This is a genomic window from Candidatus Methylomicrobium oryzae, assembly GCF_016745425.1.
Lineage (GTDB): Bacteria > Pseudomonadota > Gammaproteobacteria > Methylococcales > Methylomonadaceae > Methylomicrobium > Methylomicrobium oryzae.
In genome coordinates, this window is record NZ_JAERVK010000002.1 from 110,591 (window position 1) to 137,107 (window position 26,517).

A 26,517-nucleotide genomic window follows, 5' to 3' on the forward strand; every position below is an offset into this window, starting at 1 on the left:
GCAGAACACCGACCGCCAATGCCACCAGAAACGGCACGATGCGCTTCAAAGTGTCAGGGGGCAGCCACAGTGCGAAGGCGCTGGACAGCGAACATAAGCTCACGGCCAGACAGGCGGCGATCGTCGGCAAGGCAACATTCATATCCGTTGTGTCTCTTGTGTTTGGAGGGAACGGTAGGCGTGGTGCGAGCTGTAGATGAAATTGGCCAGCCGCTTCGGCAACACATGGGAGACGAGGTGGACCAGCATCAAGCCCAGCACGGCCGCAAATAAGAGGGACAGCGCGCGATTGTGGGCTTTGTCGTCCAGCAACGGGATAACGATGCCCAGGATAATCAGCGCTTCGCCGCCGATCAGGTGCAGGTAGGTATCGACGTCAACCATTGCCGAACCATTGCGGAAAATCATCCCGATAGCCGCGCCAGACGGCCGGGCCGGCCGCTAGTTCAGCATCGGTCAGCAGGCAGGCATCCAGTTCGCGGCGAACTTGATCGGCATCGACGTTCTGGCCGATAAATACCAGCTCCTGCCGGCAATCGCCATAGGGTTCCAGCCACTGCGCGCGAATGTCCGCCAAATACGCCTCGGGCCATTCCCGCTTCGGCACCGACGCCCACCAGCGTCCGGCCAAACTGTGGCGCATGATGCCGCCGGCCTGCGACCAGTTGCCGGCATGTTCCGGGCGCGAGGCCAGCCAGAAAAACCCTTTGGAGCGCAATAAGGTACCGTTGTCCCATTCGCCTTCGTGCAAAAGCCGGTAAAAACGTTCCGGGTGAAACGGCCGGCGCGCGCTGTAAACGAAACTGCCGATGCCGTATTCCTCGGTCTCCGGCGTATGTTCGCCGCGCAACTCCTTCAGCCAGCCCGGCGCTCGCTCGGCTTTTTCGAAATCGAACAAACCCGTGCTCAGGACCTTTGCCAAGTCGACTTGGCCCATCACCATCGGGATGACGTCGGCTTCCGGATTCAAGCTGCGCAAGATCGCCTTCAGGTTGGCAAGTTCGTCAATGCTGACCAGGTCGATCTTGGAAATTAAAATGACATTGGCGAATTCGATCTGGTCGACCAGCAGGTCGGCGATGTTCCGCTCGTCCTCCGCCCCCAATGCCTCGCCCGCTTCCTTCAGACTCAAGGCTTCCTGGTAATTGTGCAGAAAATTGACCGCATCGACCACCGTGACCAGGGTATCCAGGCGGGCCACGTCGGACAGGCTGACGCCGTGCTCGTCGCGAAAGGTAAAGGTCTCGGCGATCGGCAGCGGTTCGGCGATGCCGGTCGATTCGATCACCAGATAATCGAAGCGGCCTTCGTTGGCCAGCTTGCCGACCTCGGCCAGCAAGTCTTCGCGCAGGGTGCAGCAGATACACCCGTTGCTCATTTCGACCAGTTTTTCCTGGCCGCGATTCAGTTGTATCTCGTTTTTGACCAGCGCGGCGTCGATGTTGACTTCGCTCATGTCGTTGACGATCACTGCCACCCGGCGGTTGTCGCGGTTGCCGAGGATGTGGTTCAGCAAAGTAGTCTTGCCCGCGCCCAGGAAACCGGACAGCACGGTGACGGGAAGTTTATTAGCCTGAGGTAAATTCGAGTCGATCATTGTTATGTTATAATATAACGCTCATTGTTTCAAAAAAAGGCGCTCTCTGATGCGCGCTCAATCAAGGTTAGGTAGCTTAATAACTCAATCGAAATCCGATCTCGGCACCCCGTCCCGCTTCCGGCGCGAAATTGCGCAGGTAGGAAGTCGCATTGCGGATGTTCTGATCGAGCAGATTGTTGCCCTTCGCAAACAGCAACAGCTTGGCGTCTTTAAAGGCCTGGAGTTGATAGTTGACGCCGACGTCCAGCAGAAAATAGCCGGCGGTCGACGTTTCGAAGTCGCCGGCATGCGGCTGGTCATCCGCGCGGGTAAAGCGCAAATAACTCGACAGCTTGTTCTGGTTGTAATCCAGCTGCAGTCCGTAACGCAGCGGCGGCATCCGCGGTACGTCGCCGCCGTTCACGAATTCGCCGCGCGTGTAATCGCTGAACAAGGTTAACTCCACTAGACCGTTACGGTTTTCCATCAGCGGGAAAATCAGTTTCGCTTCGTAGCCTTTGAAGATAGCGTCAGCTTGGTTGCTGAGCACCACCGGTTTGCAATCCACGACACAAGGGTTGCCGTCTTCGTCGACGAATTGCCCTGTGCGGGCTTGATAAATGTAATCGCTGGCCCAGTTGTGGAATAAATTCAGTTCCGCTCGCATCCAGTCATTTCGGAAACGGTAGCCCAGGTCGAGGTTGTAGGAGGTTTCTTCCTTAAGGCTCAAACTGCCTCGCTCGTAGCTGCGGGTAGCATCGTGGTATCCATCGGACAACAATTCCTGCACGTTGGGGGCGCGCGACGAACGCGTAATAGCCAGATTCAAGCTGTTTTGCGTATCGATTTTCCACAGCGCCGAAGCCGAGGCGCTGACCGGCGTATAGCTCAGACTGTCGTGACCGTCAGGACGGATATCGGTTTGCTCGACTCGCACGCCGAACCGGTAAGTCAACGGGCCTGCCTCAAACGTTTCGACACCGAATACACCATAACTGCTGATGTCCGAGCGCGGCACGATACTTTGGCCAGTCAGTTTTTCCGTAGCATGGAAATCACTGGACTGGGCTTGAAATCCAACCGTACCGCGCAAAGGGCCGATGTCGTTATGGTCCAGCTCCAGGCGGCCTTCGTAGGTCTTGTTGGTGAAAAACGCTCCCGGCTCGCCGTTGGCGATTTCGGTATGCTGGTAATCGGTATAACCCAAGCGGCTACGCACGCTTTTAATGAACGGCAACGGATTGGCCAACTCGCTTTTGAAGTCGTATTTGTTCTGGCGCATCGCGATCTGCACGGTCTCTTCGCCGGTGCCGTCCGGCGCAATGCCGTAGTTGTTATTGATATTGTTGATTGAAGCGCCGGCAAAGCCGTTGTCGCCGATCCAGGACAAACCGGCGGAACCGCTAATGGCTTCTGCGCCGGTGTTATTCAAATAACCTTTCGGATTGTCGACCACATCCAACGATGGGTCGGTCATTGCCACTTTGGCGGTATCGATGCCGCTGCCGCCAATGTTCAGATTGCTGCGGTGGCGGTAAAAGCCGTCCACATGGTAGGCAAGATGGTCTTTGCTGCCTTCGACTTTCATCACCGTGCTGGTTTCGTCGCTGGTCGAGTCGAAGCGTTGTTCCAGGGCTGCATTCAGGGCTTTGTCGAAGGCTCGATCCGGAATCCGATTGTCGATCACGTTGACTACACCGCCGATCGCGCCGCTGCCGTACAGCAGCGTGGCCGGGCCGCGCAGAACTTCGATCCGTTCTGCCAGCAAGGGTTCGACGCTGGTGGCATGGTCGGGGCTGATCGCTGACGCATCGTTGCTGCCGATGCCGTTGTTCAGGACCCTGACCCTGGGACCGGCTTGGCCGCGAATCACCGGCGTACCGACGCCCGGCCCGAACGATTGACTGTGGATGCCCAATTCGTTTTTCAGCGTTTCGCCGATGCTGTGGCCGGTCTTCATGCGCAATTCCTCGTCGCTCAAGACGGTAACCGGCATTGCGCTGTCGGAGAGTTTCAACTGCAGCGGCGAGGTGACAATGATCGGATCCAGTTCAACGTCCGGTTGCTGTTCCGCTTGCACGGGCAAAGCAAGACTACCGGATGCGGCGAGTAAAATCAGTTGCTTGTGTTTCGGTATCATATTTAATGGAATGTTATATCATTACATTTTTCAAACAAAAAATAGACAGGATTAACGAACGGAGGCGCATTTGGCGCAAAGACCGTGAATCTCAACCGCCTTATATTGGTGCATGAAGCCCGCTTGTTGTAGCGCTTGGGCGATCGCATCCATTACGCGCTCTGCGGTTCTTTCTTCAACTTCGTGGCATTGAATGCAGGTCAACAGCAATTGCTCGTGCTTGCGATCGGCATGGCTGCAGCCGATATAAGCGTTCAAACTTTCCACTTTATGGATCAATCCTTGTTCCAGCAAAAAATCCAAAGCGCGGTAAACGGTGGTAGGCTTGGCGCTACTCGACTTCAGCTTTACTTTATCCAGCAAATCATAGGCTTTTACGGCGCGATGACTCTCCCATATCAGCTCCAGTATTTGCTTTCGAATCTCCGTAAAACGACCCCCCCGCTGTTGGCAAAGCAGCTCGGCCGTGCGCACAGCGGCTTGACGACAGCCATGATGGTCATGGTTGGGGGAAGCATAGGTCGAAGTAGAGAGGGGATATACAGCTGTCATAATGATCGCTAGGGCTATTTATGTGATAATATAACATCACATCCAAAGACCCGCAAGCTTGTCTTTGATCTAAGGGATAATAGAAGACTGGCGATGTCTTCAACCCGTTATGAATCAGACGTTCGGATTGTTGGCTAATAGCAGAAATGGCTGCTTCACACCGACTAAGAATTCCTCTATCGTTTTCGCTCGAAACACCTAAGCAATTAGGGCTTATATGGAGCATGACTCGACTGAATGCCCTTTCGCGCATTTTGCTTGAGCGCTCGTACGCGTTTTCCCGGCTATCGTCAGCGTACCCCAAGAAACGCTGCCGGCGCGAACCGGCTGGACCGTCCAGAGCCCGCATGTAACGACTCCGGCAGAAAAATTCAGTGCCGTATGTATCCAGGACCAGTTATCCTGGCCGGCATGAACATACTTCGGTTAAACCTGGACTAAAATAAGACTCTTGCAGAATTTTTCTAAAAATTGTCGTTGCCGGTATTCGGTTAATCACAACTACGCAGAAGGCAAACCATAATGACTACAGTATTGGTAACGGGCGCAAGCCGCGGTCTGGGATTGGAATTTTGTAAACAATACGCGGCGGAAGGCTGGGAGGTACTGGCGTGTTGCCGGCAACCGGAAAAGGCGGATAAACTGGCCGGCATCGCGAATGTGCGGCTTTTGCCGCTGGATGTAGCCGATTTTGCACAGATAGACCGGTTAGCGAAAGAAATCAAGGACACGCCGGTCGATGTGCTGATCAATAACGCAGGCATCTACGGCGACAGTTCCGGCCACGGCTTCGGGCAACTGGACTATGCGGCCTGGACAAGAACCTTGCTGGTCAATACGCAGGCGCCGGTCAAAATGGCCGAAGCCTTCCTGCCGCATCTGCAGCGCGGCAAGCTGAAAAGGCTCGTTGCGATCAGTAGCCAGATGGGCAGCATCGACGACAACGGCAGCGGCGGCAGCATTCTGTACCGGACCAGCAAGGCCGCTCTGAATGCCGGGATGAAGAGTCTTTCGATCGATTTGAAAGGTCTCGGGATCGGGGTATTCATCCTGCATCCGGGCTGGGTCAAGACCGACATGGGCGGGCCCAACGCGCTGATCGATGCGGAACTGAGCGTAAGCGGAATGCGCCGGGTCATTGCGGACTCGACGCTTAGGCATAGCGGCTGTTTTTTGAAATACGACGGCTCGATTCTGCCTTGGTAACGCCGGGAGTGATAATACGGCTTATTCCGGCATTCGGCAGAAATATAAGTCTCATTTGAAGCCAGGAACATTCGCGGTCATGATCGTGTCATAAAGCTAAACTATACTTGACTTGTATTATTATCAATCGATAAGGTCGCGTCATGATACGAAAATTAACCCCATCCAAGAGCAAAGCGTCTTCGGCCTCCGTATGGCGGGATTTCGATGAAATCAGCGAAAGCTTCGACCTGGCCTTGAGCCCGGAAGTGATCGGCTGGTTTCGCGAGCAAAACAGCAATGTTCAGGCCCGTAAGAGAGCGGTGAACCGTTGCGAACTGGACGAATATGAATTGTCATTGAGGTAGCCTGTAGTCTGCTTCTCTTTTGGCGTGCTGCCAATTGCCGCAGCCCGGTTGCAGTTTCCTCCTAGCTGATCGGTTCCGGGCTGCGGTTTCTTCAAACCGAACACCTGCTGCCTAATGGCAAATGTCCAAGTCCAGTGCGCGGTTTTGCACCTCTCGAGATTTGATACAATCGGCGATTATCTTTTCTCCTTCTTTCCCTCGCCATGCCTCACCGCAATCATCAAGTTATCCGGATTACTCAAACTTCTGCCGTTAAGGAACTGTCCAGGACCCAAAAGCAGTTCAATAACCTGCTCAAGAAAATCGAGGCGCAGAAACAGGCGCTGCTCGAATGGCAGGAAACCCTGCCGCTGTACAATCAAAAAATAGCGAGCGAATACAAGGCACTCTGCGACAGTTTCAATCAGCACCGCGTCGATATGGTCTATCTGCTGGATCGCGCCTACGGCGAAAAACTTTTCACTAAAAGCGATAAAGCCAAAATCAGGCATATCCTGACCGAATTGGCCGAGCAGCTGATTCTCGAACACGGCAAAGACGAATTGAAGGAACTGTACAACAAACACATAGGCGACGATATCGATGCGGCGCAGGAAGAAGCCGATGCGATGGCGGCGGAATTGATGAAATCGATGATGGGCGGCATGTTCGGGATCGAGATCGGGGACGAGGTCGACGTCAGTTCTCTGGAAAAAATGCAGGCCTTCCTGCATGAGAAAATGCGGGAAGCCGAGGCCGAACAGGCCGAAAAGCAGCGGCAGGCCGAGGAAAAACGGGCCAAGCGCAAAAAGACGCAAAAACAGCTCGACAAAGAAGCCCGGAAACGGCAGGAAGAGCAAAACATCAGCCAGTCGATCCGCGAAGTGTACCGCAAGCTGGCCGCCGCTTTGCACCCCGACCGCGAGCCGGACGCAGAGGAACGCGAGCGCAAGACCAAGCTGATGCAGCGCGTCAATGCCGCCTACGAAAAAAAGAATTTATTGCAGCTCTTGGAGCTTCAGCTCGAAGCCGAGCAGATCGACCAGGAACACCTGAACAATATCGCCGAAGACCGGCTGAAATATTTCATCAAGGTTTTGAAAGAACAGCTATTCGAACTGGAACAGGAAGTCTTGGGCTACGAGCAGGAATTCAACGGGCGAATGGGGCGGCCGTTTTATGCCCGGCTCAGCCCAAAGACGATGATGATGGCATTGGAGCAGGATATCGGCTCACTCCGCCGCGACATTGGCAAACTGAAAGAGGAAATCGGAATTTTTCGGAACCCTTCCGCGCTGAAGGCCTTTTTAAAATCCTACAAAATTCCGAAAAAACGGCCGACGGATGACTTTGACGATTTTCTCGGCGGTTTCCTGCATCCGGATAGTTTCCGCTAAAAACGCCGGGTCATTCATCGTCCCGCTTGATGTCCGGTTGTAGGGTACGCTGTGCGTACCTTTTCACCACCTCAATGTGGTACGCACAGCGTACCCTACAGCGGTTTGTGCCCCAAGCTGGCAAAAAGGGGATCATTCATCGTCCCGCTTGATGTCCAGGACCAGCTCGCCAGCTGCATCCTCGGAAAGGATGAACAGGATCGGCCGGCAGCAGACCGAACAGTCTTCATAATAACGCTGGGGACCGGACGAAGTATCGACCAGCACGTCGAGCGGTTCGCCGCAATAGGGACAATCGATCACGATTTCGTCGGGTTCCTGCATCGTCACACCTTAATCAAGAGATGGTCGAGCCAGGCGGCAGGCAAAAGCCGCTTCAGCGTTCCGAACAGATAGGTCGGAAAAGTCACATAATAGCGGATTTTTGGCCGTTTCGCTTCGAGCGCATGCACGACTTTCTCGGCGACCGCCTCGGCCGGCAGCGTGAAAGGCACCGCCGCGCCTTCTTTCTGCAGGCGCGCTTCCATCGCCCGGTATTTATCGCGATGAGCGCTGCGTTCGGCATCGATATTTCGTTTATACAGCGCGAACGAATTTTCCCGAAAACGGCTCAGGATCGGGCCCGGTTCGATCAGCGAAATCGCTATGCCGGTGCCGCGAAGCTCCAGGCGCAAGGTATCGGCCAGCCCTTCGAGCGCAAACTTGCTCGCATTATAAGCGCCGCGGTAGGTCAGCGCGACCAGTCCCAAAACCGAGCTGTTGTAGATGATCCGGCCATAGCCCTGGCGGCGCATCACCGGGATGATTAAATTGGTCAGTTCGTGCGTCCCGAACAGGTTGGTTTCGAACTGAAAACGCAGCACTTCCCGGCTCAAGTCCTCTACCGCGCCGGGCTGGCCGAAAGCACCGTTATTGAACAGCGCATCCAGTCTGCCGCCGGTCAATTCGAGCGTTTGCTCGACCGCCAGCTTGATGCTGCTGCTGTCGGCCAGATCGAGCCGCAGCGCGGTAAAGCCCTCGGCCTGCAGGCGGGCAACATCGTCGGCCTTGCGCGCGGCCGCAATGACCGTATGGCCGCGCGCTTTCAGAACTTGCGCGGTCGTATAGCCGATACCGGTCGAACAGCCGGTAATAAGGATCGTTTTCGCTGGCTTCATCGGGTTAAAGAGACTTGATTTCCTGCTCGGTTAAATAAAATTTTTTGCCGGTGCTGCAATCGACCAGAAACACCAGCGCATCTTGCGTACTTTTGCCGTTCAATTCGACCGACTCGACCCGGCCGCATTGACCGGACGCGAGGGCTTTTTCGGCCGCAGCACGCCGTAAACGCTCGATCTCGGGCAGGCGCGCGGCAAAATTTTTGACCAGGGACGGCAATTGTTCCGGATCGTAGGGCGGAATTGCAAAGGCCGAGTATTTTAACGGGTTATTTTTGATCAGGAACTGATTTTTTGCGCTTTCGTCCTTCGCTTCCTGTTTCAGCTTGGCCTGCTTCTCGGCCTGTTTTTTTTCTTCCTCCTCCTGTGCGTTCAGTTTCGCCTGTTCCTGTTCGTCTTTCATTTGCTGCTCCTTTTTTTCCCGATCCAGATCCCTCTTTATACCGGTTTTGAGGTCGATCTCTACATTGCTCTGTCCCATAGCGCAGGGATTGGCTTTGTAAACGATTTTACCGGTCTCGTCGGTGCATTTGTAAACGCCCGCGCTGGCCGCGAGCGAAAACAGGGCACCGAATAAAATAACGATGAGTTTCATGGTGTTTCGCCTGTCCGACAATAAAATAGACATTGAGTATAGGCCAAATCGGCATCAAGCCCTATGCGCAGAATCTTTCTTTTCGGCCGCTCGCGACAGCGGGACGAATAGCAGCGCGGTTGCCAGCATCAGCCCGGTAAAGAACCAGAAATAGCCGGCTCCCGACAATTTCATCCCGCCATCTGCATGCTCGATCAGAAAATTGATCGCGCTGGTGAATAAATTGCCTAGCGACACCGATAAAAAATAGGCCGCCATCACGACCGATTTGGCCGATTTCGGCGCTTCGGTATAGGAATATTCGAGGCAGGTGATCGACACCATCACTTCGGCGGCGGTCATCAGCAAGTAGGCCGGCAATTGCCACAGGATATGCACCTGGATGCCGTGATCCAGCCGCATCTGGATCACGGCAGGAATCGCGAACGCGAATACGGTCAGAAATAAACCGAACAAAATCTTTTTTAAAGCCGTCAACCTGATCCGCCGGCTCAGAAAGGGGTAAACACCGTACGAGAAACACGGGGTCAGCAGCATGATAAACAACGGATTCAGCGCCTGGATTTGGGAAGACAAAAGTTCGACATTGCCGACTAACCGGTCCATTTTTTCGGCCTGGAGTACCCATGACGAGCCGATCTGCTCGAACAGCGCCCAGAATACCGCTACCAGCGCATAGATTGCGGCCAATCGGCCAAGCGCCCGCCAGACCGCCGGATCTTTCAAATCGTTGATCAGTTGCGGGCCCGCTGCGGGAATTTTTACGAAACGGCGCCTTTCCAACCAGAAAATCCAAGTCGCCAATCCCATCAGCACGCCCGGCGCGGCAAACGCGGTCGAGGCGCCGGCATGGGCAAGCAGCCAGGGTATGATCAGCATCGCCAAAAAGGCGCCCAAATTAATCGCAAAATAAAACCAGCCGAAAACCTTGCCGAGCAAATGAAGATTGCCGGGGCCGAACTGGTCGCCGACATGCGCGGACACGCAGGGCTTAATCCCGCCCGCGCCGACCGCGATCAGCCCTAGGCCGAGCGTCAGGCCCAGGCGGGTATCGTCGACCGCCAGACTCAAGTGGCCAAGACAGTACACCAGCGACAAACCAATGATCGTCCGGTATTTACCCCAGAAATAATCGGCCAGCAGGGCGCCGAACGCCGGCATCAAATACACCGCCGCGACGAACAGATGGAAATAACCCTGCGCTTCCCGTTCCGTCATCGGGTCGGGCTGGCCCGAAGCGCTCATCAAATAGCGGGTCATGAAGATCACCAAAATCGCGCGCATGCCGTAATAGCTAAAGCGCTCGGCCGCTTCGTTTCCGATGATGTAGGGAATACCTGACGGTATTTCGGTAGTTATATCTTGCCGATTTTTATCAAAGGGCATCGTGTGGAAAAAATTTGCCTGTGTCTTAATCATAACAGGATGAAAAAATTTAAATCTATTTATTGTTATTACTCCGGAAAACACTGTGATTAAGAGTAAATAAATTTTTCTTATCAATAATTTATTTAATCGCACAAGCTGTCTTTAAATCGGCTCCCAATCTGTTGACGGCTTGTGGATAAGTTTAGGCGCACAGTTTTGCACAATTTTATCCACAGTAAATGCAGACTTTCCGCACAGAGTTACTCTCTAGGATTGGCGGCCCGAAAGCGGATAAAATATTGAACCATTGCCGAAAAGCGTGTTCTTACGGCAGAATTTTGCTCAACGTTGTTGTCATCCAGGATTAACAGGCTGTTAAACGAGACGGAAACATGGCGGAAACCCTCACTAATCAGAACATCACGCAACAGGCGTTGATTAAACTCAAAAACATCATCAACCGGGAAATCATCGGCCAGGAAGTGCTGGTTGAGCGAATGCTGATCGGTTTGCTGGCCGACGGCCATATTCTGGTCGAAGGCGCGCCGGGCCTTGCCAAGACGCGCGCGATCAACGTGCTGAGCAAGGGTATTCAAGGCGATTTTCACCGAGTGCAATTCACGCCGGATTTACTACCGGCCGATCTGACCGGAACCGAGATTTATCGTCCCCAGCAAGGCACGTTTGAATTTCAAAAAGGGCCGCTGTTTCATAATCTGATTCTGGCCGACGAGATCAACCGTTCGCCGGCCAAAGTGCAGGCAGCCTTGCTCGAGGCGATGGCCGAGCGGCAGATCACGGTCGGTCAAGCCACTTATCCATTGCCGGATTTGTTCATGGTGATGGCGACGCAGAATCCGATCGAACAGGAGGGTACCTATCCGCTCCCCGAAGCGCAGCTTGACCGGTTTCTGCTGCATGTAAAGGTCGGTTATCCGAATCCGAAGCATGAAAAAGACATTCTGCATCTGGCCAGAAAGGAAGCGCGTTCCGAATTTACCGCCAAGGCCGAGCGCTTCGAGGCCGTTTCGCAACAAACCTTGTTCGCCGCGCGCAACGAGGTGCTCGATGTGTACATGGCGGAAGCGCTTGAAGACTATCTGCTGCAGATCATCCTGGCGACCCGGAATCCCGAAGCGTACGGCCGCGATCTGGCCGGCTGGCTGCAATATGGCGCGAGCCCGAGAGCCAGCATCGCCCTCGACCGCTGCGCCCGCGCCAAAGCCTGGCTACAGGAGCGCGATTTCGTCGGTCCCGAAGACATTCAGGACATCGCGTTCGACGTGTTGCGCCATCGGCTGATCCTGTCTTACGAAGCCGAGGCGGAAGGCATCACCGCCGATCATGTGATCCGGGAATTGATTGCCCGGATTGCCGTACCGTAAATGCTGTCCGTCAAGCGAAAGTCCGCGCAGCGTTCCGAAGTTGCGCCCGATGAACGGGTTAAGGTCAGCCTGAAGACGCTGGTCGATTTGGCCCGTTTCGCGGCGGGCTTTCCCCCTTCCGGAAGCCGAATCCGCGCGTTTCAAGGCGGCAGCTATATCTCCCGCTTCAAAGGTCGCGGAATGGAATTCGACGAAACGCGGCTGTATCAGCCCGGCGACGACCTGCGCACGATCGACTGGAAAGTCACCGCGCGTACCGGCAAGCCCCATACGAAGATATTCCGCGAAGAACGGGAGCGGCCGGTGTTCGTTTCGGTCGATAACCGCTCTGCAATGCATTTCGCGACCCGTAGCGTGTTCAAATCGGTGCAGGCCGCGAAACTCGCCGCGCTGCTGGCGTGGACCGCCGAATACCATGGCGATCGGATCGGCGGCCAGATCTTTTCGGACCGCGATTGCCGGGAGCTGAAGCCGCAGAACGGCAAGCGGGCGGTGCTGCATTTTTTGCATGCGTTGACGGATCGTTCCGTTCAGGGGCCACCGGGCGAATACCCTTTCGAGCAGGTGCTGGCCCGATTGGTCAAGCATGCCCGTCCCGGCAGCCGGGTGTATCTGATCAGCGATTTTCGCGGGCTCAGCGAGGCGGCGGAGACGCATCTGTCGCGGATCGCCGAACATTGCGATGTGGTCCTGTTCTTTGTGTTCGATGCGCTCGAACAAAGTCTTCCCGCCACAGGCCGTTACCGTTTCACCGACGGGGAGCGCGATGTGGTGATGGACAGCGCGGATGCACAGCGTTTGGCCGAGTACCGGCGACGTTTTGCGGAGCGCCTGCAGCGTTTGCAGATGCTTGCCCGCCGGGAAAAGTTCCAGTTGGTCCTGTGCGGCACCGCAGACGACCCGGTGCAGCTTCTGAAACATCTGATGCGGGGCCAATAAATGCCGGTTGCCGATCTGCCGCTGCGCGACATTCATATTCCGGAAGCGATCGGCTGGTGGCCGCCGGCGATCGGCTGGTGGCTGGTTCTGGTCATGACGCCGCTGCTGCTGGGCATGTTGTATTGGCTGTACAGGCGGCTGACCCGAAAAACGGCGGTCAAAACCGCCCGCCAACTGCTCAAGGCGCTGCAAAACGATCCGTCGCTCGACGACCGGGCAAAAATTGCACAGTTGTCCGCCCTGCTGCGCCGGGTTGCGGTCAGCATCGATGCGCGCCGCGAAGTCGCCGGTCTGGCCGGGCAGGACTGGCTGCGCTATTTGGACCGTTCGCTCAAGGGCGCGCCGTTCAGCGAAGGTCCCGGCCGCGTATTCCTCGATCTGCCTTATCGAAAAGCCGCGCCGTTTGAACCGGCGGTTCGGGATGTGTTCCAACTCTGTGAAGACTGGCTCAAAGCGCAACGCAAACGTAAAAAATGATTCATCTAGTCTGGCCCTGGCTTATCCTCATGCTGCCGCTGCCCTGGCTGATCCGCCGGCTATTGCCGCCGCTGCTGCCGGCCGAACAGGCGGCGATGAAAGTACCGTTTCTGGAGGATTTTGCCGACGGCGGAACGCGGGCCGTTTCGCGGCCCCGGCAATGGCCGCTGCGTTTGGCGGCTCTGGCCTGGCTGTTGCTGGTGGCCGCCGGCATGCGCCCTCAGTGGCTCGGCGACCCGATCGAACAGACGGTCAGCGGGCGCGACCTGATGCTGGCGATCGATTTGTCCGGCAGTATGGAAGAACAGGATTTCGTGATCAACAAGCAGCAGGTGGACCGGCTGACCGCGGCCAAATGGGTAGCGGGCGATTTTATCGAACGGCGGGTGGGCGACCGGATGGGCCTGATCCTGTTCGGCACGCAGGCTTACCTGCAGACGCCGCTGACCTTTGACCGCAAGACGGTCAAGACTTTGCTGCAGGAGTCTTTCATCAACATGGCGGGCGAAAATACCGCGATCGGTGATGCGATCGGCCTCGCGATCAAGCGCCTGAAAAATCAACCCGCAAACAGCCGGGTCCTGATCTTGATGACCGACGGGGCGAATACCGCGGGCGAAGTGTCGCCGTTGAAAGCGGCGGAGCTGGCGGCCGAGCATCACTTGAAAATCTATACGATCGGGATCGGCGCGGATGAAATGATCGTGCGCAGCCTGTTCGGCGCCCGCAAGGTCAACCCGTCGCGAGACCTCGACGAGAAAACCCTGCTCGACATTGCGCAGAAGACCGGCGGCCGCTATTTCAGGGCCCGCAATACCCGGGAATTGGACAATATCTACCTGTTGCTGGACAAATTGGAGCCGATCAACAAAGACAGCCAGTTTTTCCGGCCTCGTCGCGAACTGTTCTATTGGCCTTTGGGTCTCGCGCTGGTGCTGGCCGGGGCGATCGGTCTGTCGCGCTTGAGAGGATCATGAATTTGAGCGAATTTCATTTTATCCGGCCTTACTGGCTATTAGCATTGGTTCCGGCGGCGTTGATTGTGTTCTTGCTGCTGCGGAACAAGCTCAGCCGGAGCAACTGGGAGGCGGTCTGCGATGCAGCGCTGTTGCCCTATCTTCTGCAGGAGAAAGCGGCGAATGCGAGCCGGAAGTCTCTGGCGTCGGGAGCCCTGCTGACTCTCCTGGCGATTGTCGCGCTGGCGGGACCGACGGTTCAGCGTCTGCCGTCGCCGGTGTTCAGAAACGATTCGGCTCTGGTGATCGCGCTGGATCTGTCGCGTTCGATGGATGCGGAAGACGTCAAGCCGAGCCGCCTGATCCGAGCCCGCTACAAGATCGCCGACTTGCTGCAGCGGCGCAAGGACGGCCAGACCGCGCTGCTGGTGTTCGCGGGCGATGCGTTCACGGTCACGCCGCTGACCGACGATACCGAAACGATTGCGAGTCAGCTGGAGGCCCTGACCACCGATATCATGCCGGCGCAGGGCAGTCAGGCGGAGTCAGCGCTGAATCTGGCCGTACGGCTGCTGCAGCAGGCCGGCCTGGCCAAAGGCGAGATTCTGTTGATCACCGATGGAGTCGAGCCCGATTCCGCGCTGAAGGCGGCGAAAGAACTGGGCAGTTATCGTTTATCGGTGCTCGGCGTGGGCACACCCGAAGGCGCGCCGATCGCCCTGCCGAAAGGCGGTTTTTTAAAGAACGAACAGGGCGCGATCGTGGTGCCGAAACTGCATCCGGACGCCCTTGCCGCCTTGGCCGGCGTAGGCGGCGGCGTTTACCAAACCCTGACGGCGGATGATAGCGATATCGAAAGCGTGCTGGCGAAACTCAATACGGCCGTTCCCGATGCCCAGGGACATGGCGGTAACCGGCTGCTGATTGACCTGTGGGACGATCTCGGCCCGTGGATCGTGCTCGCCCTGCTGCCGTTGGCCGCGTTTTCGTTTCGGAGAGGTTTGTTGTGTCTGACGTTCGCCATCTTGCTGCCGTTGCCGGAGAACAGTTATGCGCTGGACTGGCAGGATTTGTGGCAGACCCGGGACCAGCAGGCCGCGACAGCGTTTGCAGCGCAGCAATACGATCGCGCGGTCGAATTGTTCGAAAACCCGGACTGGAAGGCGGCCGCGCAATACCGTTCGGCCAAACCGCTGGACGGCGAGTTGCCGATGCCGAACAGCGCAACCGGTTTTTACAATCAGGGCAATGTGCTCGCGAAATCGGGACGCTTCGAGGAAGCGCTCGCCGCCTATGATAAATCGTTGGCGATCGATCCGGACAATAAAGACGCTGAATACAATAAAAAGCTGGTCAAAGAGGCGCTAAAGCAGCAGAAACAACAATCCCAACAGAATCAGCAGCAGAGCGACTCCAAGCAACAGGATTCGGAAAAAGGCCAACAGCAGGATCCGCAGGAATCGGAGCAAAGCCAATCCGATGCCGAGCAGCAGTCCGAACAAAAAGACCGGACTTCCGAGCAAAAAAACGGCGAGAGCCAACCCGGCAAATCCGAAACCGGCCGGGAAAATGATGCGGAGAAAGCCGGCGAGGAAGAAAAGCAGGCCGAAACCCAATCGTCTCAGGAAGCTTCTGCGGCGGCCAAAGACGGAGAGAAACGGGATTCACCCGGGCAGAATGAACCATCGACGCAAGCCCAAACCATGCAGCCTGTCGACGAGACGGCGCAGGCTAATCAGCAATGGCTGAACCGGATTCCCGACGATCCGGGCGGTTTACTGAAACGTAAATTCAAGTACCAGTACGGCCTGCGTCAGCAGCGCTCCGGTAGGCAGTAGCGATAAAAAATGATGCCGATCACTTTAATCAAACACAGAGGAGTTCCGTCCATGGATAAAAAAATCAAGCGGTGCTGGATAGCTCTGTGGCTGCTGTTATGCCAGGCGCTGGCCATCAATGCGGCTGTCGCGGCCAATCTCCAGGTGATCCTCGACCGCAATCCGGTCAATCTTGACGAATCGTTTCAGATCATTTTCAGCGCCGACGCCGCGCCGGACGGCGAGCCCGATTTCGGCCCGCTCGAAGAGGATTTCGAGGTGCTGTCGCAGAGCAGCAGCAACAGCGTCTCTTTGATTAACGGTAAGATGACTCGGAGCATACGCTGGACTTTGACGGTAATGGCCAAGCATCCGGGCCGTCTGGAGATACCGCCGATCAGTTTCGGCAAGGACGCAAGCGAGCCGGCTGCCCTGGTAGTAAACGAACATTCCGCGAACGGCAACTTGAGCAATGCAGAAGACATCTTCATCGAGGTCGAGGCGACGCCGGAAAATCCCTATGTGCAGGCGCAGATTCTGTACACCGTACGGATCTACACCCGGGTCGACATCGCTCGGGCGACGATCGACGAGCCGGAGCAGGCCGATGCGTTAATCGAGAAGCTGGGCGATGACAAGAATTTTCAGACCCAGGTGAAAGGCGTCGATTATATGGTCACCGAACGCCGTTATGCGATTTTTCCGCAAAAAAGCGGAATGATTACGATTCCGCCGCTCGTGCTGACTGCGGAAGTGATGACCCATGCACGATCGGCTTTCAACGGGTTTTTCGGTTCCGGCATCACTCGGACCCAGCGCGCTTCTTCGAAACCGATCAGCCTGATGGTCAAACCGGCGCCGACCTCCTTTACCGGCCCGCATTGGCTGGCCGCCGAGCAACTGGAGCTGAAAGAAGAGTGGTCCGGCGATATACAAAAGATGAAAGTCGGCGAGCCTTTGACCCGCACACTGACGCTGCGGGCAAAAGGCAGTACGGTCGGACAATTGCCGGAGCTGCACCATGCCGCTTCGGAAGAGGCGGTCAAATCCTATCCGGATCAGCCGGTGCTTGATGAGCAAAAAAATGCGGATGGCGTGGTCGCCAAACGCCAGGAAAAGATCGCCCTGATTCCGTCGAAGGCCGGATCTTTCAAGCTGCCTGCAATTGAAATCCCTTGGTTCAATACGCAAACTCAGCAAATGGAAATTGCGAAGATTCCGGAAACCATGATCGAAGTGGCCGCTGCGGCTTCCCCGCTTCCTGGAAAGGAAGCCCGGCCCTTGCCGACTGGGCCGGAAGCCGTACGGGCGCCTTTGACGATCGAAAGCCGGCCGGCCGCGCAGAACATCTGGATCTGGATTTCCGCGGGGCTGGCGGCCGGGTGGCTTGCAACGCTGGCCTTTTTTCTGGTGCGCCGTCCCCGGACCGAGGCGGATAAGGCTGACCAGCCGGTGGCCGAAGCCTTAAGCGAATACCGCAAAGACCTGAAAAAAGCCTGTGCGAATAACGATGCTTCAGCGGCCAAAAAGGCGCTGCTGGCGTGGGGGCGGCAGAAACTTGATGCGAACAGTTTGGGTGAAATCGCCGCTTTTTGCGATGCGCGGCTCAGGGACGAAATTCTGGTGTTGAATAAAGCGCTGTACAGCCGGGAAGCGACTCCGTGGCAGGGTAAGAAACTGTATCAGGCCTTTACCGAGAACAAGGCCCGGGAACAGTGGACAAAGGCTGAGCGCGAGGCCCTGGAGCCGCTGTTCCGTCTATAAGCCGCGCGCCTTCAAATATTCGAGCGCCATGAACAGCGCCGCGATCGAACGCGCCTCGGTGCATTCGCCGGTCGCGAGCAGGGCATTGATTTCGGAGAGCTTCCAGGGTACCACTTCCAGTTCTTCGGGCTCGTCCCCCGGCAGTTTTTCTTCGTAGAGATCTTCGGCCAGGATGATTTCGGTCATGTGTTCCAGATAGGACGGGGCGAGCGAAAACGAACTCAGGTGATGCAATCTGTTCGCACCGAAACCGACTTCTTCTTTCAGTTCCCGGTTCGCGGCTTCGAGAAACGATTCGCCCGGATCGGTTTTGCCTTTCGGCAGCCCCAACTCGTAGCGGTGCACGCCGGCCGAATATTCCCGAACCAGCAGCACGGTGTCGTCATCCAGCATCGGCACGATTAGCACTGCGCCGCCCGGCCTGCCTCGCGTCAGACGCTCGAAACTGCGCTGCACGCCGTTGCTGAATTGGATCTCGATCGCTTCTATATGGAACAGACGGCTTTTGGCGACGGTGGTCTTGCTTAGGATGGTTGGTTTGTCGGCCACGGTGTTATGATCTTGAATCGGAGATTTTTATTGTATGTCCCCTATTATGATCGATTGGAACAAAATTGACACCGTTTTGCTGGACATGGACGGCACCTTGCTGGATTTGAATTTCGATAATCATTTCTGGAAGGAATTCGTGCCGCTGAACTACGCTGAAAAAAACGGTTTGACGCTCGAAGAGGCCAAGGAGCGGCTGATACCGCTGTTCAAAAGCATGGAAGGCAAACTGGAATGGTATTGCCTGGACTACTGGAGCCGGGCGCTGGAGCTGAACATCGTGGGGCTCAAAGCCGAAATCGCCGGCTTAATCAGCGTGTTGCCGCATGTGGCCGAATTTCTTGAAGCGGTCAGGCGCACGCCGCGGAAGGTGCTGATGGTGACGAATGCACATCCCGGCAGCCTCGGGCTCAAGATGGAAAAGACCTGTCTGCATGCCTTCTTTGACGAAATCGTCAGTTCACACGCCTCCGGCAGACCGAAGGAGCATCCCGCGTTCTGGGACTGGCTTTGCCTGCATCATCCTTTCGATAAACGCCGGACGCTGCTGATCGACGACAGTCAGTCCGTATTGAACTCGGCCCGGGCATTCGGGATCGAACATCTGCTTTCGGTCAGCCGGCCCGATTCCCGGCAGCCGAAAAAAGTGATTATCGATTACCGGGCTATTGAGGATTTTCGGGAGCTGATGCCGGGGCTTTAGGCGGCCGGGGCTTGCCGTTTCTCGGACGGCGGTGCGGTTTGTCGCCCTGCGGCGGACGCGGTTTCCTTTCCGGCAGGATCACGTCCTGTGCCAGGAGGTCCTGCGTGACCGCCTGCACCGGCACCTTTTCGCCGATGTACGCTTCGATATCCGGCATCGAATAGGCATATTCTTCGCAGATGAAGCTGATCGCCTCGCCCGAGGCCCCGAAACGGGCGGTGCGGCCGATTCGGTGCACATAGTCTTCGACGTCCTGCGGCAAGTCATAGTTGATCACGTGCGAGACATCCGGAATATGCAGGCCGCGCGCCGCGACGTCGGTCGCGATCAGCAGGCTGACATTGTTTTCCTGGAAATCGTTCAACAGCCGCTGGCGCTTTTCCTGCGGCACGTCCCCGCTCAAGGCCGCCGTTTTGAAGCCGTTCGCGCTCAGGGTGTCGTCCAGCAGCTCCGCGCAGCGCTTGGTGTTCACGAAGATGATGCTGCGCTGCGGCTGGTATTGTTTCAGGATGCCGATCAAAAGCGGTATTTTTTGCTCGTTCGAAGGGCAATACGCGGTCTGTTTGATCGATCGGGAGGTGACCGTCTCGGTTTCGATCTTGATTAGCACCGGATTATTCATGTGCTCATAGGCCAGTTCGGTCACCTTGTACGACAGGGTCGCCGAGAACAGCATGTTCAGGCGCTGGTCGCGCGGCGGCATGCGCCGGAGCAGGTAGCGGATGTCCTTGATGAAACCGAGATCGAACATCCGGTCCGCTTCGTCGAGTACGCTGACCTGGATGTGGTCGAGGCTGAACGCCTGCTGCTTGTAGAAATCGATGATTCGTCCCGGGGTGCCGATGATCACGTCGACGTTCGATTTGATCTTGTCGAGCTGCTTCTGGTAGTCGGTGCCGCCGTAGATCAGCGCAAACTTCAGGTGCAGATGCTTGCTTAACAGCAGCGCATCCTTGTGAATCTGGATTGCGAGCTCCCGGGTCGGCGCCAGAATCAGCGCACGAGGATTTTTAATCGGCTGATTGGCGGCTTCCTTGGCTTCCGTATCATTCAACAACCGCTGGAAAGTCGCGAGCAGGAACGTCGCGGTTTTGCCGGTTCCCGTTTGCGCCTGACCCGCAATATCGCGGTCCCTGAGAAGTAGCGGCAGCGCCCGATCCTGGATCGGGGTACAGCATTTGAAGCCGGCGCTGTTCAGGCTGTGCAGGATCGAATCGGATAATTCGAGGTTGGAAAATCGGGTTTCGGTCAAATGTGTCGTACTCATAGGAGTAATAGGATAACGTAAAAATCGGATCGGCTGAACCCGGAGCCAGAAATTGATTGACTCCTGCAGCCTTCCCTCCTATAGTTGAATTTTTTTTATTGTTGGAGAAATAGCGTGAGCGACTCAGTCCTTCATGTAAGCGATAGCGAATTTAACGAAAAGGTTATCAAAGCTAAAGGGCCTGTACTGGTGGATTACTGGGCTGAATGGTGCGGACCTTGCAAGATGATTGCCCCGGTTCTCGATGAAATCGCGACCGACTTTGCGGGTAAATTGACTGTAGTGAAAATCAATATCGACGAAAATCCGAAAACTCCTCAGCACTACGGCGTGCGCGGCATTCCCACTCTGATGCTGTTCAAGGACGGCGAAGTCGAGGCCACCAAAGTCGGCGCGCTGACCAAATCGCAGCTAACCGCTTTCCTCAACAGCAATATTTAAGCGATTCTTTCGATTCGCTACGTCCTGTCACTGGACGAGTTCCTTTTATTGCGTTATACTTACGGAGTGCGCTGATTCCAGCGCGCTTCACTCTTTCGTCCGATAATCTGCATCCCTGAATTCTAATCCTATTGTGAGCACTTGCGGCGTAGCGCCGTGGTCGCTTTGTCGAGCCATCCTTTTATGAATCTTACCGAGTTAAAACTAAAGCAAATCAGTGAAGTTATCGAAATCGCCGAATCGCTCGGCCTCGAGAATGTCGCCAGATCGCGCAAGCAGGACCTGATTTTCGCTATCCTGAAGAAGCAGGCGAAGGCCGGCGACGATATCTACGGCGACGGCGTTCTCGAAATTTTGCAGGACGGTTTTGGTTTTTTACGTACGCCCGGTTGTTCCTATCTGGCCGGCCCCGACGATATTTACGTTTCGCCGAGTCAGATCCGGCGCTTTTCGTTAAAAACCGGCGACACGATCAGCGGCAAGATCCGGCCCCCGAAAGATAATGAACGTTATTTTGCGATGCTCAAGGTTGAAGAGATCAACTTCGAGCCGCCCGAAAACACCAAAAACAAGATTCATTTCTCCAACCTGACGCCGCTGTTCGCGCATGAGCGTTTCGTACTCGAACAAGGAAACGGCGCCACCGAAGACATCACCGGCCGCATCATCGACTTGGTCGCGCCGATCGGCAAGGGCCAGCGCGGCCTGATCGTATCGCCGCCGAAAGCTGGTAAAACGATGATCCTGCAAGCCCTGGCGCAGGCGATCGCCGAAAAAAATCCAGAATGCTACCTGATCGTACTGCTGATCGACGAGCGCCCGGAGGAAGTGACCGAAATGGAACGCTGCGTGCGCGGCGAAGTGATTTCGAGCACCTTCGACGAGCCGCCGACCCGCCACGTGCAAGTTGCCGAAATGGTGATCGAAAAGGCGCGCCGTTTGGTCGAGCACAAGCACGATGTAGTTATCCTGTTAGACTCGATCACCCGTTTGGCCCGCGCCTACAACACGGTCGTGCCGTCTTCCGGCAAGATCCTGACCGGCGGCGTCGACGCGAATGCGCTCGAAAAGCCGAAACGCTTCTTCGGCGCGGCCCGTAACATTGAGGAGGGCGGCAGCCTGACCATCATTGCGACCGCGCTGATCGACACCGGCTCGCGGATGGACGAGGTGATCTACGAAGAATTCAAAGGTACCGGCAACATGGAGTTGCACCTCGACCGCAAGATCGCGGAAAAGCGGATTTACCCGGCGATCAACATTAACCGTTCCGGCACCCGCCGCGAAGAATACCTGGTCGATCCGGACACGCTGCAGAAAACCTGGATCCTGCGCAAAATCCTGCAACCGATGGATGAAACTGCAGCCTCTGAATTCCTGATCGGTAAACTGAAAGATTTCAAGACCAACGCCGAATTTTTCGAATCGATGAAGCGTTGATTCTTCATCCGTCAGGCCTTCAGGGAGCATACTTATGACCGATCTTCACGAGCTATTGAATGCTCTGATTCTGGGTATTGTTGAGGGCTTGACAGAATTTTTGCCGGTATCGTCGACCGGGCACCTGATTCTGGCTGGCCAGTTGCTGGGATTCAACGATGAAAAAGGCAAGGTTTTCGAAATCGCGATCCAGTTCGCGGCGATTCTGGCGGTGGTCTGGGAATACCGGGTGCGCCTCTGGCACACGTTGGCCAGCATCAAGTCCGAGCCGGTATCGCAGCGCCTCGCCGTCAACATGATCGTGGCATTTTTGCCGGCCGCAATCCTCGGCTTCTTGTTCCTGAAACAGATCAAGGCTTATCTCTTTAATCCGCTCGTGGTGGCTTCGGCTTTCATCATTGGCGGCTTGCTGATTCTCTGGGCGGAACGCCGCGACCACAAGATTAACGCCGAGACGATCGACGACATGACCTGGCGCGACGCATTGAAGGTCGGTTTCGCGCAGGCTGTTGCAATGATCCCCGGCACCTCCCGTTCCGGCGCCACGATCATCGGCGGTCTATTTTTCGGTCTGTCTCGCCGCGCGGCGACCGAGTTCTCGTTTTTCCTCGCCATTCCGACCATGTTCGCGGCGACTTTCTACGACGTTTACAAGCACCGCGCTCTGTTCAGCGCGAGCGATCTTGACCTGTTCGCGGTCGGCGGCGCGGTGTCGTTCATCAGCGCTTTTCTGGCAGTGCGCGGTTTGCTGCGTTTCATCAGCCGTCACGATTTTTCGGTGTTTGCCTATTACCGGATCATTTTCGGGGTGTTGGTACTGCTCTCGGCATGGATGGGCTGGGTGGATTGGAGCGGCGGATAGAGTCGACCTGAGGAAGCTTTTTCAAATAGCCGGGCCCCGGTTATTTGGATTTTTCGATAGCGTTTCAACTGTTTGCCTCATCCTGAAAATTTTAGGAATTCAGGGCACTTTTGTTCCTATTCTGTTTCTAATTTTCTAACGCCTCAGGCCTCAATGAATCAGTTTGGGCAATTGTGCGCTGTTTGCTAAGCGTAACGGTCTGATTTTTTGAGAGGCATCTTCTGGATGTTAAGAGAGGTTCGCTAGCTTTTTGTCTAATTCATCGGAGTTCATTATGTCTCTTTCGATGTACCAAGCCTCGGTTCCCGTATTTGTCCGGATGTTCGAAAATTTGTCGAAAATTCTCGAAAAAGCCGAGCAGTATGCTGAAGAGAAGAAAATCGATCCGTCCGTTCTGGTCAACGCCCGGCTTGCGCTCGACATGTATCCGCTTTCGCGGCAGGTACAAATCGCCACCGATATGGCGAAAGGCTGCGCGGCGCGTCTGGCGGGTTTAGAGGTTCCTGTGTACGAGGATGATGAAACGACTTTTCAGGAGCTGCAGGCGCGGATTGCGAAAACGCTCGCCTTTATCCGGAGCGTCGGCGCCGACCGGATCGACGGCAGCGAAGAGCGGAATATCACGCTGAAATTGCGCGGTAGGGAAGTCAGCTTTACCGGCCAGCCTTATCTGTTGCATTTCGTGCTGCCCAATTTTTATTTCCACGTCACGACAGCCTATGCAATCCTCCGGCATCACGGCTTGGCGATCGGAAAAATGGATTTTATCGGAAACTACTGAGTTTGAAGCGTAAATCGCGTTAGACTGTTTCTGCCCAACAAGAGGCTTTGCCGAAAATTCGTTCGAGAACTTTTGGGAAAGCCTCCTGCTTGGGGTGTTTGGCTTTACGGCGGTATTGGCTTTTATCCTCGAAAACCTTCGCCTTGTTAAACCGGTGCGCATGCTTCGCGACCGGATTCAATCGTTGAATATTTTCTATTTCATTCAAATTTCTACGTTTTTTCATCGTTTACCTCTTATAATAGTGCATCGTCTTCCGGATTCGGAAGACCGGTTTACTATAACAGCCCGTTTGATAAGAAAACAGTTGTGAAATTCAAAAAAGATTTTGATGTGATTGTGATCGGCGGCGGCCATGCCGGCACCGAAGCCGCTTTGGCGGCTGCCCGCTGCGGAGTGAAAACCCTGCTGTTGACGCAGAATATCGAAACGCTCGGCCAGATGAGCTGCAATCCGGCGATCGGTGGGATCGGCAAGGGGCATCTGGTCAAAGAGATCGATGCGCTCGGCGGCTGCATGGCGCGGGCAATCGATCTCGGCGGCATCCAGTTCCGGATTCTGAACGCCAGCAAAGGGCCGGCGGTCCGGGCCACGCGCGCGCAGGCCGATCGGCGGCTCTATAAGCAGGCGGTGCGCCATATGCTCGAAAACCAGCCGAATCTGGCGCTGTTCCAGCAGACGGTGGCCGATCTGATCGTAGAAGGTGACCGGGTCGTTGGGGTGAAAACCGAGATGGGTCTGAGCTTCAACGCGCGCGCGGTCGTGTTGACCGCGGGTACTTTTCTGGCCGGCAAGATTCATATCGGTCTCGAAAATTACAGCGGCGGCCGCGCCGGCGATGCGGCGTCGATCGCGTTGGCGCAGCGGCTGCGCGAATTGCCGTTTCGGGTGGACCGCCTGAAGACCGGTACCCCGCCGCGGATCGACGGCCGCACGATCGATTTTTCCAAACTTGACGTGCAGCACGGAGACGATCCGGTGCCGGTGTTTTCGTTCCTCGGCCGGCGCGAGCAGCATCCGCGGCAGATACCCTGCTATATCACGCGTACAAATGCCAGAACGCACGACATCATCCGCAACGGGCTCGACCGCTCGCCGCTCTATTCCGGCATCATCGAAGGCATCGGACCGCGTTACTGCCCATCGATCGAGGACAAGATCGTGCGTTTCGCGGACCGCGATACGCACCAGATTTTTGTCGAGCCGGAAGGCCTCGATACGCACGAGATTTATCCGAACGGGATTTCGACCAGCCTGCCGTTCGATGTGCAGTACGAGTTCGTGCGTTCGATGCACGGTTTCGAAAATGCCGAAATTGTCCGTCCCGGCTATGCGATCGAATACGACTTCTTCGACCCGCGCGATCTGAAGACTTCGCTCGAGACCAAGCACATGAACGGCCTGTTCTTCGCAGGTCAGATCAATGGCACGACCGGCTACGAAGAAGCGGCCGCGCAAGGCTTGATCGCCGGCCTGAATGCGGCGCTCTTGGTGCAGGAAAAGGAAAGCTGGTGCCCGCGCCGCGACGAAGCTTATATTGGGGTGATGATCGACGATCTGATCACGCGCGGGACGCAGGAACCGTATCGGATGTTCACCAGCCGCGCCGAATACCGGCTGCAGTTGCGCGAAGACAATGCCGATCTCAGGCTGACGCAGCAAGGGCGTGTGTTGGGGTTGGTCGACGACGCGCGCTGGCGCGCATTCGAAGACAAACAGAACGCGATCGGCGCATTGCAGGATGGGCTGAAAAAGCAATGGATTCGGCCGGATACCGAGGCGGCATCAATGGCCGAAACCTATTGGGGCAAGCCGATTCAGAAAGAAGTGAATCTTTTGGAAATGCTGCGCCGGCCGGAAGTCGATGTGGCCCGTTTGCTATCGTTTTACCAGCAAGGCGCGGAAGTGACGGAACAGGTTGGCGAACAGGTCGAAATCCAGGCCAAATACGCAGGCTATATCGTCCGCCAGCAAACCGAAATCGACCGGGCGCTGCGCTACGATCATTTGCGCTTGCCCGAGACGCTCGATTATGCCGGCGTGCCGGGGCTTTCGAACGAAGTCAGCGAAAAACTGCGCAAGCAACGTCCGGAAACCCTGGGACAAGCCTCACGGATTCCCGGCATTACGCCGGCGGCGATCTCGCTGCTTTTGATCTATCTGAAAAAGAAAAGCGCCTGATGGAGTCTTGCCGACGCATTCTCGAAACCGGCCTGGATACGCTGCAGATTTCATGGAGCGAAGCGCAAATCGACCGGTTGCTTGCCTTCCTGAAGCTGATCGAGAAATGGAATAAGGCTTATAACCTGACCGCGATACGGAACCTCGAAGATATGGCGCGGCTGCATCTTCTGGACAGTCTCGCCGTTCTGCCCTACATAAAAGGCAAGCAGGTGATCGACATCGGCACCGGCGCCGGCTTGCCGGGCATTCCGCTGGCGATTTTTCTGCCCGAAACGTCATTTATCTTACTCGACAGCAATGCGAAAAAAACCCGCTTCGTACAGCAGGCGGTATTGGAGCTGAAACTCGGCAATGTCGAGGTCTGCCATAGCCGGGCCGAAGCCTTTCAGCCGGAGCAAAAATTCGATACGGTAATTACCCGCGCTTTTGCCTCGCTGCCGGCAATTCTAGAAACGACGGAGCATTTATTGAACGAGTGTGGCGTATTGTTGGCAATGAAGGGGCAAAATCCACAGGATGAATTGGCGGCAGTTAAGGTAAAATCGTCCGTTGTCCCGCTCGCAACACCCGGCGTCGAGGCGGAGCGTTGCTTGGTGATCATTCAAAAAGAAGCAATCCCTGTAGGATAAAGT

27 protein-coding genes are annotated in these 26,517 nt (G+C 55.9%); 16 read left to right on the forward strand and 11 right to left on the reverse strand.

Going from position 1 to position 26,517, the window contains the following annotated elements; genetic code table 11:
- Positions 1-138: 138 nt before the first annotated feature.
- From JJL52_RS02580 to JJL52_RS02595, 4 genes are all read right to left on the reverse strand, one after another.
- Entirely contained in the window at positions 139-384 is a 246-nt protein-coding gene (locus tag JJL52_RS02580) for a hypothetical protein (protein WP_202050832.1), read from the reverse strand.
- Positions 377-1,597: a zinc metallochaperone GTPase ZigA gene (gene zigA, locus JJL52_RS02585; RefSeq protein WP_202050833.1), complete on the reverse strand. Its 1,221-nt coding sequence runs from the start codon at positions 1,595-1,597 to the stop codon at positions 377-379. The genes JJL52_RS02580 and zigA overlap by 8 nt, the downstream gene beginning before the upstream one ends.
- 76 nt (positions 1,598-1,673) lie before the next feature.
- A complete protein-coding gene (locus JJL52_RS02590) occupies positions 1,674-3,719 on the reverse strand; it encodes a TonB-dependent receptor (protein WP_202050834.1) in 2,046 nt (681 codons plus the stop codon).
- A 51-nt stretch (positions 3,720-3,770) separates the two neighbouring features.
- Positions 3,771-4,271: a transcriptional repressor gene (locus JJL52_RS02595; protein ID WP_202050835.1), complete on the reverse strand. Its 501-nt coding sequence runs from the start codon at positions 4,269-4,271 to the stop codon at positions 3,771-3,773.
- Between the two features lie 522 nt (positions 4,272-4,793).
- On the opposite strand from JJL52_RS02595, the gene JJL52_RS02600 reads away from it, so the two are divergent.
- The 3 genes from JJL52_RS02600 to JJL52_RS02610 all read left to right on the forward strand — a co-directional run bounded on the left by JJL52_RS02600 (position 4,794) and on the right by JJL52_RS02610 (position 7,200).
- Positions 4,794-5,477, forward strand: a complete 684-nt coding sequence (locus JJL52_RS02600; RefSeq protein ID WP_202050836.1) for an SDR family oxidoreductase — start codon at positions 4,794-4,796, stop codon at positions 5,475-5,477.
- A gap of 143 nt (positions 5,478-5,620) precedes the next feature.
- Positions 5,621-5,824 (forward strand): hypothetical protein, encoded by a 204-nt coding sequence (locus JJL52_RS02605; protein WP_202050837.1) that lies wholly within the window; start codon positions 5,621-5,623, stop codon positions 5,822-5,824.
- Positions 5,825-6,027: 203 nt separating this feature from the next.
- Positions 6,028-7,200 (forward strand): coiled-coil domain-containing protein, encoded by a 1,173-nt coding sequence (locus JJL52_RS02610; RefSeq protein WP_202050838.1) that lies wholly within the window; start codon positions 6,028-6,030, stop codon positions 7,198-7,200.
- Positions 7,201-7,332: 132 nt separating this feature from the next.
- Here the strand turns inward: JJL52_RS02610 and JJL52_RS02615 are convergent, their stop codons facing one another.
- From JJL52_RS02615 to JJL52_RS02630, 4 genes are read right to left on the reverse strand one after another with little or no spacing between them, the layout of a single operon-like run.
- On the reverse strand, positions 7,333-7,524 hold the full coding sequence (locus JJL52_RS02615) for a CPXCG motif-containing cysteine-rich protein (protein WP_202050839.1): 192 nt from the start codon (positions 7,522-7,524) through the stop codon (positions 7,333-7,335).
- A gap of 2 nt (positions 7,525-7,526) precedes the next feature.
- Complete coding sequence (locus JJL52_RS02620; RefSeq protein ID WP_202050840.1) at positions 7,527-8,357, reverse strand: SDR family oxidoreductase; 831 nt, start codon at positions 8,355-8,357, stop codon at positions 7,527-7,529.
- Between the two features lie 4 nt (positions 8,358-8,361).
- Positions 8,362-8,952 (reverse strand): DUF4124 domain-containing protein, encoded by a 591-nt coding sequence (locus tag JJL52_RS02625; protein WP_202050841.1) that lies wholly within the window; start codon positions 8,950-8,952, stop codon positions 8,362-8,364.
- Between the two features lie 54 nt (positions 8,953-9,006).
- Positions 9,007-10,338 (reverse strand): POT family MFS transporter, encoded by a 1,332-nt coding sequence (locus tag JJL52_RS02630; RefSeq protein ID WP_202050842.1) that lies wholly within the window; start codon positions 10,336-10,338, stop codon positions 9,007-9,009.
- Positions 10,339-10,712: 374 nt separating this feature from the next.
- Between JJL52_RS02630 and JJL52_RS02635 the strand changes: the two genes are divergently transcribed.
- From JJL52_RS02635 to JJL52_RS02660, 6 genes are read left to right on the forward strand one after another with little or no spacing between them, the layout of a single operon-like run.
- Complete coding sequence (locus tag JJL52_RS02635; protein WP_202050843.1) at positions 10,713-11,705, forward strand: AAA family ATPase; 993 nt, start codon at positions 10,713-10,715, stop codon at positions 11,703-11,705.
- Complete coding sequence (locus JJL52_RS02640; protein ID WP_202050844.1) at positions 11,706-12,644, forward strand: DUF58 domain-containing protein; 939 nt, start codon at positions 11,706-11,708, stop codon at positions 12,642-12,644.
- Positions 12,645-13,121 (forward strand): DUF4381 domain-containing protein, encoded by a 477-nt coding sequence (locus tag JJL52_RS02645; protein WP_202050845.1) that lies wholly within the window; start codon positions 12,645-12,647, stop codon positions 13,119-13,121.
- Complete coding sequence (locus JJL52_RS02650; protein ID WP_202050846.1) at positions 13,118-14,098, forward strand: vWA domain-containing protein; 981 nt, start codon at positions 13,118-13,120, stop codon at positions 14,096-14,098. Before JJL52_RS02645 ends, JJL52_RS02650 begins: the two co-directional genes overlap by 4 nt.
- A complete protein-coding gene (locus JJL52_RS02655; RefSeq protein WP_202050847.1) occupies positions 14,095-15,915 on the forward strand; it encodes a VWA domain-containing protein in 1,821 nt (606 codons plus the stop codon). Before JJL52_RS02650 ends, JJL52_RS02655 begins: the two co-directional genes overlap by 4 nt.
- A 51-nt stretch (positions 15,916-15,966) precedes the next feature.
- Positions 15,967-17,658, forward strand: coding sequence for a BatD family protein (locus JJL52_RS02660; protein ID WP_202050848.1), 1,692 nt, complete (start codon positions 15,967-15,969; stop codon positions 17,656-17,658).
- Here JJL52_RS02660 and nudE read toward each other — a convergent pair.
- Positions 17,653-18,207: an ADP compounds hydrolase NudE gene (nudE, locus tag JJL52_RS02665; RefSeq protein WP_202050849.1), complete on the reverse strand. Its 555-nt coding sequence runs from the start codon at positions 18,205-18,207 to the stop codon at positions 17,653-17,655. The two genes, JJL52_RS02660 and nudE, sit on opposite strands and share 6 nt — an antisense overlap.
- A 46-nt stretch (positions 18,208-18,253) precedes the next feature.
- Here nudE and yrfG point away from each other — a divergent pair, with 46 nt between their 5' ends.
- On the forward strand, positions 18,254-18,910 hold the full coding sequence (gene yrfG, locus JJL52_RS02670) for a GMP/IMP nucleotidase (protein WP_202051040.1): 657 nt from the start codon (positions 18,254-18,256) through the stop codon (positions 18,908-18,910).
- Here the strand turns inward: yrfG and JJL52_RS02675 are convergent.
- Positions 18,873-20,177, reverse strand: coding sequence for a DEAD/DEAH box helicase (locus tag JJL52_RS02675; RefSeq protein ID WP_202050850.1), 1,305 nt, complete (start codon positions 20,175-20,177; stop codon positions 18,873-18,875). The two genes, yrfG and JJL52_RS02675, sit on opposite strands and share 38 nt — an antisense overlap.
- Before the next feature lie 114 nt (positions 20,178-20,291).
- On the opposite strand from JJL52_RS02675, the gene trxA reads away from it, so the two are divergent.
- The 4 genes from trxA to JJL52_RS02695 all read left to right on the forward strand — a co-directional run bounded on the left by trxA (position 20,292) and on the right by JJL52_RS02695 (position 23,701).
- Positions 20,292-20,618 (forward strand): thioredoxin TrxA, encoded by a 327-nt coding sequence (gene trxA, locus JJL52_RS02680; protein ID WP_202050851.1) that lies wholly within the window; start codon positions 20,292-20,294, stop codon positions 20,616-20,618.
- 183 nt (positions 20,619-20,801) lie between these two features.
- Positions 20,802-22,058, forward strand: a complete 1,257-nt coding sequence (rho, locus tag JJL52_RS02685) for a transcription termination factor Rho (protein ID WP_005368596.1) — start codon at positions 20,802-20,804, stop codon at positions 22,056-22,058.
- A gap of 34 nt (positions 22,059-22,092) precedes the next feature.
- Entirely contained in the window at positions 22,093-22,920 is an 828-nt protein-coding gene (locus tag JJL52_RS02690; RefSeq protein WP_202050852.1) for an undecaprenyl-diphosphate phosphatase, read from the forward strand.
- 274 nt (positions 22,921-23,194) lie between these two features.
- Positions 23,195-23,701, forward strand: coding sequence for a DUF1993 domain-containing protein (locus JJL52_RS02695; protein WP_202050853.1), 507 nt, complete (start codon positions 23,195-23,197; stop codon positions 23,699-23,701).
- A 19-nt stretch (positions 23,702-23,720) separates the two neighbouring features.
- On the opposite strand, the gene JJL52_RS02700 is transcribed toward JJL52_RS02695, so the two are convergent.
- Positions 23,721-23,927, reverse strand: a complete 207-nt coding sequence (locus tag JJL52_RS02700; protein WP_202050854.1) for a DUF7230 family protein — start codon at positions 23,925-23,927, stop codon at positions 23,721-23,723.
- An 83-nt stretch (positions 23,928-24,010) separates the two neighbouring features.
- Between JJL52_RS02700 and mnmG the strand changes: the two genes are divergently transcribed.
- Complete coding sequence (gene mnmG, locus JJL52_RS02705; protein WP_202050855.1) at positions 24,011-25,882, forward strand: tRNA uridine-5-carboxymethylaminomethyl(34) synthesis enzyme MnmG; 1,872 nt, start codon at positions 24,011-24,013, stop codon at positions 25,880-25,882.
- Positions 25,882-26,514, forward strand: a complete 633-nt coding sequence (gene rsmG, locus JJL52_RS02710; protein WP_202050856.1) for a 16S rRNA (guanine(527)-N(7))-methyltransferase RsmG — start codon at positions 25,882-25,884, stop codon at positions 26,512-26,514. Before mnmG ends, rsmG begins: the two co-directional genes overlap by 1 nt.
- Positions 26,515-26,517 lie beyond the last annotated feature (3 nt).